Source organism: Colwellia sp. RSH04 (assembly GCF_003545765.1).
In the GTDB taxonomy this organism is placed as follows: Bacteria; Pseudomonadota; Gammaproteobacteria; order Enterobacterales; family Alteromonadaceae; genus Colwellia.
In genome coordinates, this window is the sequence record NZ_QXIO01000015.1 from 52,889 (window position 1) to 64,107 (window position 11,219).

Sequence of the window (11,219 nt, forward strand, 5' to 3'; positions counted from 1 at the left end):
GGCTCATAGGAACTATCGGACATGAACCATTATTTGAAATTATTGTTAATAAGTTTTATATCTGTATTAATCTTAAGTTGTACTGCATTTACTAATGAAGAAAATAGCGTTTGGGATAAAGCTTATAACAGCAGAACAAATCAGAGATTCATTCCTGTTGAACTTTTTACCGGAGCAAAATGGGATGGTAAACATGAATTAACCTTAAAGAAGGTTTCTACTGCAGCTTGTGCATCTTCTGGTGGCAAGCAATGCGAAAATTATTACATCACAGGCCCGTATAAAACTAAACAAAATAACACCAAAATTGAATGGGCTGACAATGAAGTTCCCTATTATCGAAGAACATTTAGTACTAGGGGAATGGGAGAGGTTGAATCATTTTTTACCATTAATAATTCTAAAGATGGATTGGTAAGAATTTACGATAAACGAAAACAGTGGGGTGCCAGAAATTATAGTGGACTTGGGAGCAAATTCCCACTTGGTTACTGGAAGCAAGGAGAGGTGCGTATCTATGAGTCACGCAATCCAATAAAAATTGAAATCATAGAGCTTAATGGGTCTGATAATTGCCTTACATTTCGATGGGTAAAAGGTAAAGGTGAACGTAAAAATATGGATAATAATTACACTTTTTGTCCTGAACGCGGCTTTACAAAAATCATTCACAATAATTAGTTTATTGATTTAAAAAAGCGTGAACCAATATAAACTCTGTTACAAGAGCATTACAAGAGCATTACAAGTTGCCAAAGTTCGCCACAAAAACGCACTGGGACAAATACTTACGGGGCTTCGCCAAACAACATCCGTATTTTCCGCTTGGCAAAAACGTTATGCTTCATCAAATTCAACTATCATTTGAGGTATTAAATAATGAAATTAGATTATTGTGTTTTCGGCACAAATAACATGGAAGAATCGATTGAATTTTATGATTCGCTATTCGAACAAACTGAATTAAATAAAGTTTTAACAACCGAAAGAATGACGTTCTGGCAGTGTGAGAACTTTGCATTCGCAATTGCAAAACCATTTAATGGTGAGTCTGCTAGTAATGGCAACGGAACCATGATTGGTTTAAATGTTGGCTCTTCTGAAGAAGTAAAAAGACTTCATAGTAAGGCTTTAGCATTAGGCGGTACTTGTGAGGGAGAGCCCGGTCAACGAGGCCCTAAGTATTCAGCATATGTAAGAGATTTGGATAAAAATAAAATTGTTTTTTCTGTTTAAAAACATAAATATTAGAGGCAGCAGCGCCCCTTGGGGATTATGCCGATGAGAATCCAGTTAGATGCCTGAGCCAGATCCATTTAAAATTATGTCATTTGAAACACCTAAAGCTCTCAGTGAGTGGCTTAAGATAAACCACGCATCTGAAAGTGAACTGTGGGTGAAGATATTTAAGAAAAAAACAGGGATTCAAAGTGTTACTTGGAATGATGTAGTGATTGAGATTTTATGCTGGGGTTGGATTGACGGAATAAAAAAGTCAATTGATGATCAAGCCTATCTGCAGCGTATAACTCCGAGAACTTTACGAAGTAACTGGTCGAAAAGGAATACAGAGCATGTTGAACGTTTGATAAGCGAAGACCGGATGAAGGAAGCTGGGCTAGTGCATGTTCGTGCGGCGAAATCAGATGGACGTTGGGAAAACGCCTATGCGGTGAGTGAAATGGAAGTACCCGCAGATTTTTTAGCCGCACTGGAAGGTAATCTAAATGCAAAGCAGTTTTTTGAAACACTTAATAAGTCAAGCCGTTATGCTATAGCATACGGATTGATAAGTGCCAAAAAATCAGAAACCAGAGAAAAAAGGTTTAAAAAATTTATGGATATGCTTGTTAATGAACAAAAGCCTTAATCGGTGAGATTCGATATAACAAGTGATTATTGCGTCTTATTGGAAAGTATCATGGCTGCACAATTTAGCAACACACAGATTAACCATGTAATAATCTAGATTCGATAAAAAAGTCTTATAATTATTATATGAAAAACCGTTTTCAGCTGTGGGTTCAATGGGGGAATCAATTTAGAAATAACTTTAGCAAAATAGCTTATAGTCTAATGTCCGAAGATGATCTAAACAGTCTTTATAACGAAATTTGAATACTTATAGCCTAGTTTAAATAGGCACTATTTTAAGGTTTATACACTTTTTACTAGTTTTATCCATTGACTAGGTGTAATTCCTACAAAACGTTTAAAGAAACGTGTGAAGTGACTTTGATCCGCGTATTTACATTCAAAAGCTACTTCAGCAATTGGGCATTGATTGCTCAATAATTCTTTCGCTTTAACAATACGACAAGCATGGATATAGCTAAATAAGCTCACACCAAAAAGCAGTTTGAAATTACGAGATAACGACCACTTGTCAACTTTACATTTGGCGGATAGATCTTCTAAATTGAAATTTAAAAACATATTATCAGCAATGCAATTTCGAGCATGAATTAATGACTTAACAAGCTCATAACTGAATTTTTTTCTATTTTTCAATGCAGTATTTAATCCATTTAACAAGTTCAGAAGTAATTCCTCGTAATGAACCTTGTTAATTTCAGATTCAATGTTAGAAAATAAAAACTTGCTAATTGCTGCTGTGAACCTTTTTGTAACAATCAGGTTTTCGATGTCTGGAATTAATTGATCTTTAGAATAGCGATACATCTCTACTGTATCTATATAATGAAAATAAACAATTGAATTCAAATCATTCATCGTTTCAAATGAATATATTTCTCCTGCCGGAATAAGTATTGAATCGCCAGAATTGACTATGTGGCTTCTTTCTCGATATCTAATATTAAATTGACCTTCAGCAATAAAGGCTAAGGTATGGAACTCTCTTTGATGGGGGGTGAATTTAGCCATCAAAAACTGTGCTTTATATCTTCTTGTAGTAAAAGGCTTTATCCAGCTTGCCCTATCATTAAATATCATAATCTTACAACTTCGCTAATATATTTTGATAGTAACAAAACCTCTTCACCATCAACAAATGAATCTTAGTTTATAGCAACAGTATCTATATTATTAGTACCAAAAACCAAGTAATTCATTTTCACATCTAGTCCTCATAATCGGGTTTATTAATGTAAACCTACTTTGGAGTCACATGCGTGATAACCGAATATGAGAGTCTCATGGGGGGGATTTTTATCTATTACCTAAAAAAATCAAATAAAAGTTTAGAAATAAACAGGCGAGGACAATTTGAGCAGTCCATATTGAGATAATAAGGAACTAAGGTGAGGTGTTTGCAATATCGTTCTATTTATTAAATAAGTAAAAATGGGATAATTACCACTTAGACGAAAAACAGGTAATAATCTTTCTATCATTTCATTTTTAGTTTAACAACATGTAGTTAGTAAGAGTGTTCTTAAATATTGTATTTACCGTATAGAAATTAACGTGAAAAAATCATTACTTGTTTTATTATGATTAAGTTGACGTTTTTAATGCCTCGTTTGGGTTTGTTAAAAGGAAAGATAGGTTCAGTACCCATGGATAGTTATAGATAATTAGATTGGCTAAGAGTAGGTTTAATCTTAGCTGTTTTCATGCCATTTTATTTGGCAGGTTACATGTTTAGTCTAAAACTCGTTTGTTGGATGTTTGCTGCTTTGTTGTTTATTTTAGCCAACAATTATTGGCCTCTTAGTGGGGCGTTGAGGCTGTAGAATTACTCATTTTTAAGAAAAACAGCCTGTTTTATGGGTTCCAAATGCATTACCTAATGCTTTAAAAACGCTTAGAGTTAATTACAGGAGCTCGTTTTTTAATTGAATTTGGTTGTTAGAGTTATTCTACAGTCTCGTTATGTTTTTAATTTAGTCAATCAGAGGTCATATTGAAAAATTCTAAAGACACCATTTTAACGTTATCAACTTTTTTTATATTAGTTGTAGCTTTTTATCTTTTAGGGTATTGGTTAATTTATCGAATGGGCCAAGCGACACCACTAATGTTGTCAGTTGGCGCTGCTACATTGGTTACTTGCCTTTTAAGAAAGCGAAAATTATCGAGCCTAGGTTGGCACTGGGGCGAATGGAAACATCAACGAACAAGCTATCTTTTGCCACTTATTATTGCGCTTCTCTCTTATCTAATTATATGGGCGTGTGGTTTCGGTGAACTTTATAATGTTGATTTTCTGTCTAAGCAAAAAGAAAGCTATAACTTAGTTCATTGGAACGATCTTGCTATATTTCTTTTTCATTTCGGATTGATTGCGACGATTAGTTTTATCGTCTCATTACCGTCTATTTTGGGCGAAGAGATTGGTTGGCGAGGCTTTCTAGTACCAGAACTTGCTAAAACGATGTCTTTTACTGGTGTTGGATTAGTAAGTGGATTTCTCTGGGCATTATTTCACTGGCCTCTAATTATTTTAGGGTTATACGGAAATGACGTAACACCATTATATTACCAGCTGTTTGTGTTTTCCGTTTTTATCACTGCTACAGGGGTAATAATGGCTTATTTTCGTATGAAAACTAATAGCCTTTGGCCTGCAGTTATTTATCATGCTAGTTCGAATATATTTATCCAAAAGTTATTCACACCTATAACAATAACAAACACAAACTCTGCTTGGTATATAGATGAATTTGGAGCTGTCATAGCAATTGTAGCAACTTGTGTGGCTTTATACTTTTTAATAAAAGGTAATGCTGAATTTAAATTTGTCAGAACATAACCAGCACATCAAGTACGGGACTGCTAACTGTTTGCTCGGTCCAGCATCTATTCACATTTTAGCAAACAATTATCATCCTCTTATTAGGGCGTTGAGGCTGTAGAATTTCTCCAAAAAAGACGTTTTCACGTCTTTTTTATATTTGACGGAATTGTTTGTTTTTTAACCTTGAATTGAGTTTTCGTCTGTGATCTAATAGATATTATTCACCGACAGTAAAATGTTATGGCGAACTATAAACCTGATTTATCTTGTCAAAGTAAGTTCATTCCCATTGATTTTTCACAGCAAATAATCCCCGGTACTTTTGAATATGCACTTGCGCATGTTGTTGATAATCATCTTGATTTATCAGGCTTTGAACAGTGGTATCAAAGCGATAAAGGCGGCGCAGCCGCCTATTCTCCGTCAGTGATGTTAAAGATTATTCTCTTTGGTTATTCTCGCGGCTTTATCAGTAGTCGCCGTATTGCCAATGCGTGTGAAACCAACATTACCTTCATGAGTTTGTCGGGCGATGCTCAGCCACATTACACGTCTATTGCCGCATTTGTCGCGCGAATGAAAGACCAAATTGAACCGATATTCACTCAAATATTACTGATATGTGATAAAGAGGGTCTCATTGGCCGCCATATGTTTGCTATCGATGGTTGCAAGATAAAATCCAATGCGAGTAAGGAATATAGTGGGACGTTTGATGAATTAACACGCAAAGAAAAGAAGCTACGCAAGGCTAGCCAGCGTATTTTAGCAAAGCATCAAGCACAAGATAGCTTGAGCGATGATGAAGTCAGTCATGACTTAAAGCAAAAAGCGAAGCTTGATAACAGCGCCACTAAAATCAGTGAGTTCTTAGCCACTCACCAAGAAAAAACAGGCAGCACTGGAAAGCCTGTTAAAAGTAACGTTACCGATAACGACAGTGCTAAAATGACCACGAGCAAAGGTACTATTCAAGGCTACAACGGCATTGCGATTAATGATGATAAACATCAAATCATTCTTCAAGCGCAAACATGGGGCAGTGTTGGTGAGCAGCAAACGTTAAAACCTGCAATAGAACAACTCAACAATCAATTGAGCAAACTCGGTACGCCAAATGCGTTTGAAGCGGCAAAATTTACGGCAGACAGTGGCTTTCACAGTGAAGCTAATCTGAAATACATGGCGACAACAGGGTTAGACAGTTACATGGCTGATACGCAATTTAGAAGCCGAAACCCACTCTTTAAAACCAGTGAAACCTATCATACAGCGCAAGAAAAACGGCGATTAAAGCGTAGTAAAGGCAAGCCGCGACAATTTACACAAGACGACTTTAACTTTGACCCCGTGAGTAATCACTGTATTTGTCCTGCGGGCAAAACGCTTTGGCGACAAAGTACAAGTATCATCACCCAAGGTAAAAGCTACGTCCGATTCACGGGTTATTTAAAAGACTGCCGGTTTTGTCCACTGCAAAAGCAATGTATGCGAAAGCTGCCCAAATCAACCGGCCGACAAGTCCAGTTCTTAACGAATCGGGTACAAAATGTCAGTCACAGTGACCGAATGAAGGTAAAAATAGACAGCCCCATTGGACGACGGCAGTATAGTAAAAGGTTAGGCGCAATCGAACCGGTATTTGGCAATATCACGGTCAATAAAGGCATGAATAAATTCACTTTGCGTGGACAAGATAAAGTGAATACCCAATGGAAAATGTATTGTCTTGTTCATAATATTGAAAAGTTAAGAAACAATCTGCATTAGGGGCTAAAAGCCCAACATCACACAAAAAACCAGCATCAAAACAACATAAACCACTTAATCAACACCCTTAATAAACGTTTAACGATGCAAAAATAAAAATCGTCCAAAAACGTAAACGTTTTTGATTGTTAAAAGAAAATAATCCAGTTAGAGTATTTTGATTAAAAAGAATATAAAAAACGAGTAATTCTACAGGCTCGTTAGATTTTCACACAGGATTGATGTAAATGTTTAATAAAATAATAATTCTTATATCTATTGCTTTGCTTCTTTTCGGTTGCAATGCAACAGGGCCAAAGTTTACACAACTTGAAAGCTTGGATACTAACAAAACTAATGTTTATATTTATCGCCCGTGGGCAATGTTAGACGGTGCTGCCGCTCCAACAATTCAAGTTGATGGGAAAGATCGCTTTGAACTTAGTAATGGAGGCTACGAAGTTATTACTTTATCTCCTGGTACTCATAAACTTACAGTTAAAAAAGGCGCGTTTATGTCTAACTGGCGTGCTGAGGAAATGAATATTGAATATAAATTTGAAGCTAATAGAAACTATTTTGTCCGTCTATCAGCTGAGTTACAAGATGCCGGTGTATACGGCAATGTAATATCGGTCTCTGGTAGCTACGGCTTTGGATTAATCAAAGAGTCGTTTGCAAAGAATGAACTTAAAGAAGTAAATAAAAACTAACAAATCACTCAACAAAGGACAATGAAGTTGGCTGTTTGCACCTGCGTCGTTTATTTTAGCCAACAATTATTGGCCTCATAGTGGGGTGTTGGTATGACTCCCACTGTCAAGTTAAACGCACTGATCCTTGCCTAACTTTTTAAGCCATAATTATTTTAGCTCGAATTAGAGCGAGTTAATACATAGGATGAAGCAAGTAATGTCGTCGGTTATCTTGCTGATATTCGTTGGTTATTACTATTTCTAGTAACAGAGCAGACCTTACTTATTTCGTCGTGGCAGCTGTCTTCAGTCTATGTTCGTGGTTCAATGCAGCGTTAGCTGCATTGCCATCCTAACGCCGTCGGTGGTTGTGCCACACCCGATGCTTGATCCCATGCATTAACTCTAATTCGTTTATCATGCGGTACTCTTGCCAATCTAAGTTTTTTATTCACTGGCGTAAGCACCACTTCTCTTGCAATAGCCCATATGTACGCAATCATTTCTCGGGCAATGGCGGTAACAACCAGATTGTAGTGTTTCCCTTTGGCTATCATTTTTTTTATAGCGTTTGCAGAGCCTAACCTGTGCTTTCCACGCAATATCAATAATGTCCTTTGGTAAGCCTTCTTGTCGTTTTTGCATATCTGTTGATATATTTTCCGCATACCGATAAGTGTGTGCACCTTCCACAAGAAGGCGTCTTGCTCGGCCATTTCCGCATTTTGTGATGGCGCCAATATGGCGTTTGCCACCACTCGAGTGTTCACTGGGTACAAGACCGAGATAACTCATTAATTTACGGGGATGGTCGAAGCGTGATAAATCACCAAGCTCAGCAACAACACCGGTGGCGACTAATAATCGAACGCCACGCATAGCTTGTATTGCTTTAATAACGGGATAATAACGCCACTGGTGAACGTGGTGTGTTAGTTCATTATCTAGCCGTTCAAGTCGGCTTATTCGTTCGGTAATTGTGTGTAAAAATTCTTGTAAGACGATGTGCTGAGCGGGGTGTGGCAACACAAGCTCAGTGAGCCAACGTAAATGTTTTTGTGACCAATTCGCAGTGCCTTTGTAATTAATATTATTGCGAAGCAGCAGCGCCTTTAATTGATATTTGGCATCTTTTAAATCCTTCATGGCTACTTCGCGTGCACGAGATAAATCGCGTACAGCTTCATCTTCAGGCTCGGGAACATAGATAGGTGTTAAATCTTCAGACTTAAGTAATTTAGCAAGCTTAAGGGCATCACGTTTATCGGTTTTAATTTTCTCACCAGGTTTTTTAGGAATAAGAGAGGGCGCCACCACGTAACAGCAATGGCCAAGGCTGGTAATTAATCGGTAAATCCAATAACCACAAGGGCCTGCTTCATAAACAAAATGAAGTGTTGCGCCAGGGTATTTCGATTCGAACTGACGAACAAGCTTCTGAACGGCCACTTTGGAAGACGAAACTCGGCCAAGATGAACAGGTTGCGCACCTCTATGTTCCTCAATATAGGCGACTTCATTGAATTCTTTATGTGTATCAAGACCGATAAAAAGTATGCTATGTTTATTCATGTTAGCCTCTGCTGTTTAGTTAATTGACAAACTAATTATGGCTCTGGCTTTGAATTAAGCTAACCCACGAAAAGCGGAGGCTAACACCGTGTGGGAGTCATTATGTCTATGTGCAAAGCGCTCAAGGAACAAGAAGTTTACGGTTATAGCACTCAAGTCTAATCGTGACCTCGCTTTCTTAAATGAACTATTTGAAAGTGGTGATTTTAAACCTTTACTCGACGTGGCGTACAATTTCACTGAGTACAATGTGCGTCAAGCTTTTCTACGATTAAGCGAGGCTACTAATACTGGGAAGATCGTCATTTACAAATAACAATTAATTGTATGTTTAGTGGTCAACTAGTTTTAGCCAATCATTATCAACTCCTTAACAGGGCATTAAAACCTTTAAAGATTTATCTCACTTTGGGGCGATTTCGCCATAGAGTATTTATTCTAAATAAATAATTTTAGTTAAAAACTCAAATGGCGCTTCAAAAACTTTATGTTTCAGTTCCTTCTGAAATTGATAGGGCATCCTCAATTTCAACGCCTAAGTATTCAATCGTACTTTGTAGTTTTGAATGACCAAGAAGTAACTGTATAGCTCTTAAATTTTTTGTTTTGGCGTAAATTAATGATGCTTTAGTACGCTTGAGTGAGTGTGTTCCATACTGAGTTATATCTAGCCCTAGTTTTAACACCCAATTCTTTACTAAATTGGCATAGTAGTGATAGCAAATATGGCGTCCTGATTTTCTTGGGCTAGGAAATAGGAAGTCTGGTGAAGATAAATTTTTCAAGTATATCCACTGGCTCAAACATTGTTGAGTTTTAGGTGTTATCTCAAATTGAACTTCTTTGTGAGTTTTTTGCTGTTCTATCATCGCTCGAGATTGAACTAATGAAGCAGATGATATGTCACGAACTTTCAAATTTATCAAGTCACAAGCTCTAAGTTTACTATCGATAGCCAAATTAAATAAAACCAATTGTTCAAGCTTATTTTCAATTTCAAGTCGTATTCTAATGCGCCAAATTTCTTCAAGTTTAACTAGCGAAGCGTAAATCTCGGGGGCTTGCCCCCGTGCTGGATAGTGTATACTGGGGGAACCCCAGTAAATGCTATACTGCTCATGGAAACTCAAAGAAATACACATCATGTTTATCGATTAATGTATCACTTTGTTTGGATACCTAAATATCGTCATAAAGTCTTTCATGAGCCTTATCGTGCAACGATGAAGGCGGTAATTCAAAAAGTTGGATATGATTACGATATTGATATTGTTGAACTGGAAATTCCAGAAGATCATATTCATATGGTAATCAGGGGAATACCTAAACAATCACCAAGTGATGTAATGCAGATAATTAAAAGTATTACAGCTCGTGAATTTTTCAGGATTTATCCTGAAATTAAAAAGAAATACTTTTGGGGTGGTAAGTTGTGGACTCAAAGTTACTTTGTTGAAACGATTGGAAATGCAACTGAAGAAGTTATTAGAAAATATGTTCAAGATCAGCTGCTCGAATTAGATCGTAAAGAAATTAATTCAGACCAGCTGGACTTGTTTTAAAACTCGGTCGCTTGCGGCCGAGATTTTTATATGCTTTCTTTTGACCAACACGTTTACCTTTATTCCAAGCTGTCATGATTAAATCACTATTAGTGATATTGAACTAATAGTTAAGGTGAAAAGGTAATTTATAACCAATATCGTATGATAAAGCTTTACTTCCTAATTCTCTGTCATAAAAACGGCTTAGTTGAAACTTATTAAATTGATCCTTCTAAGATCACTAAATGTCACAATTTAAAAGCTACCAACAAAACAAAGTTAGAAATACCCGACAATGTAACTTAAAGATATATATAGTAAAAATAATGATTAAACTTTAATTAAATAATATCAATTAAGGTAAGTTAATGATGGCTTATGTCACGTTTTTTTGTGACTTAATTGTTTTGTCGATTGAAGTTACCCTAAGGTCAAAAAGTGCATATATATGCACTTTTAACTAAATTTATGCAAGGTAATAAAAGGGCAAAACGAGATGAAATGTCTCACTGAGGTCACAAATGGCTTTTTTGTTGTTTTTGTGAAATTAGTGATGGATAAGAAAAACTAAAATAAATTGATAACAAGTTTGTTATTAGGTTAAGCGATGTATGAATTTTTTCCGAGACATAAATTTATGTCACGTTGCCCTAAGTTATAGAAATTAAGACTTCTCTATAAAAACAACGAAAATAGGTTATTGATTTACAAGGAATAAAAGTGGTTGCGGGAGCTGGATTTGAACCAACGACCTTCGGGTTATGAGCCCGACGAGCTACCAAGCTGCTCCATCCCGCGACAGGATATGTTGTACTTTTGGTATAAATTACACATATTAAAACTAATATAAAAATTGGTTGCGGGAGCCAGATTTGAACTGACGACCTTCGGGTTATGAGCCCGACGAGCTACCAAGCTGCTCCATCCCGCGTCCGAATGTTTATCCTAAGATAAAAG

Annotated in this window: 10 protein-coding genes, 2 tRNA genes and 1 pseudogene; 8 read left to right on the forward strand and 5 right to left on the reverse strand. The window is 36.6% G+C overall.

Features of this window, described 5'->3' with window-relative positions; translation table 11 throughout:
* The first annotated feature begins 21 nt into the window (after window positions 1-21).
* The 3 genes from D1094_RS17285 to D1094_RS17295 all read left to right on the forward strand — a co-directional run bounded on the left by D1094_RS17285 (window position 22) and on the right by D1094_RS17295 (window position 1,870).
* On the forward strand, window positions 22-681 hold the full coding sequence (locus tag D1094_RS17285) for a hypothetical protein (protein WP_118961354.1): 660 nt from the start codon (window positions 22-24) through the stop codon (window positions 679-681).
* 198 nt (window positions 682-879) lie between these two features.
* On the forward strand, window positions 880-1,236 hold the full coding sequence (locus tag D1094_RS17290; protein ID WP_118961355.1) for a VOC family protein: 357 nt from the start codon (window positions 880-882) through the stop codon (window positions 1,234-1,236).
* A gap of 61 nt (window positions 1,237-1,297) precedes the next feature.
* Window positions 1,298-1,870, forward strand: coding sequence for a YdeI family protein (locus D1094_RS17295; RefSeq protein ID WP_118961356.1), 573 nt, complete (start codon window positions 1,298-1,300; stop codon window positions 1,868-1,870).
* 287 nt (window positions 1,871-2,157) lie between these two features.
* On the opposite strand, the gene D1094_RS17300 is transcribed toward D1094_RS17295, so the two are convergent.
* On the reverse strand, window positions 2,158-2,955 hold the full coding sequence (locus tag D1094_RS17300) for an AraC family transcriptional regulator (protein ID WP_118961357.1): 798 nt from the start codon (window positions 2,953-2,955) through the stop codon (window positions 2,158-2,160).
* Between the two features lie 913 nt (window positions 2,956-3,868).
* On the opposite strand from D1094_RS17300, the gene D1094_RS17305 reads away from it, so the two are divergent.
* From D1094_RS17305 to D1094_RS17315, 3 genes are all read left to right on the forward strand, one after another.
* Window positions 3,869-4,717: a CPBP family intramembrane glutamic endopeptidase gene (locus tag D1094_RS17305; RefSeq protein WP_118961358.1), complete on the forward strand. Its 849-nt coding sequence runs from the start codon at window positions 3,869-3,871 to the stop codon at window positions 4,715-4,717.
* Window positions 4,718-4,942: 225 nt separating this feature from the next.
* Window positions 4,943-6,472, forward strand: a complete 1,530-nt coding sequence (locus D1094_RS17310; protein WP_118961359.1) for a transposase — start codon at window positions 4,943-4,945, stop codon at window positions 6,470-6,472.
* 227 nt (window positions 6,473-6,699) lie between these two features.
* Window positions 6,700-7,164 (forward strand): DUF2846 domain-containing protein, encoded by a 465-nt coding sequence (locus tag D1094_RS17315; RefSeq protein WP_118961360.1) that lies wholly within the window; start codon window positions 6,700-6,702, stop codon window positions 7,162-7,164.
* 404 nt (window positions 7,165-7,568) lie between these two features.
* Here the strand turns inward: D1094_RS17315 and D1094_RS17320 are convergent.
* Window positions 7,569-8,718 (reverse strand): annotated as a pseudogene (locus D1094_RS17320) (IS110 family transposase); the annotation flags it as partial.
* 88 nt (window positions 8,719-8,806) lie between these two features.
* On the opposite strand from D1094_RS17320, the gene D1094_RS19105 reads away from it, so the two are divergent.
* Window positions 8,807-9,034 (forward strand): zinc-binding dehydrogenase, encoded by a 228-nt coding sequence (locus D1094_RS19105; RefSeq protein WP_118961361.1) that lies wholly within the window; start codon window positions 8,807-8,809, stop codon window positions 9,032-9,034.
* A gap of 169 nt (window positions 9,035-9,203) precedes the next feature.
* On the opposite strand, the gene D1094_RS17330 is transcribed toward D1094_RS19105, so the two are convergent.
* Window positions 9,204-9,770 (reverse strand): tyrosine-type recombinase/integrase, encoded by a 567-nt coding sequence (locus D1094_RS17330; protein ID WP_118961365.1) that lies wholly within the window; start codon window positions 9,768-9,770, stop codon window positions 9,204-9,206.
* Window positions 9,771-9,797: 27 nt separating this feature from the next.
* Here D1094_RS17330 and tnpA point away from each other — a divergent pair, with 27 nt between their 5' ends.
* Window positions 9,798-10,280 (forward strand): IS200/IS605 family transposase, encoded by a 483-nt coding sequence (gene tnpA / locus D1094_RS17335; protein ID WP_259337999.1) that lies wholly within the window; start codon window positions 9,798-9,800, stop codon window positions 10,278-10,280.
* 703 nt (window positions 10,281-10,983) lie between these two features.
* On the opposite strand, the gene D1094_RS17340 is transcribed toward tnpA, so the two are convergent.
* Together D1094_RS17340 and D1094_RS17345 are read right to left on the reverse strand one after the other, a co-directional pair.
* A tRNA-Met gene (locus D1094_RS17340) sits at window positions 10,984-11,060 on the reverse strand.
* A 56-nt stretch (window positions 11,061-11,116) separates the two neighbouring features.
* Window positions 11,117-11,193 (reverse strand) — tRNA-Met (locus D1094_RS17345).
* Window positions 11,194-11,219 lie beyond the last annotated feature (26 nt).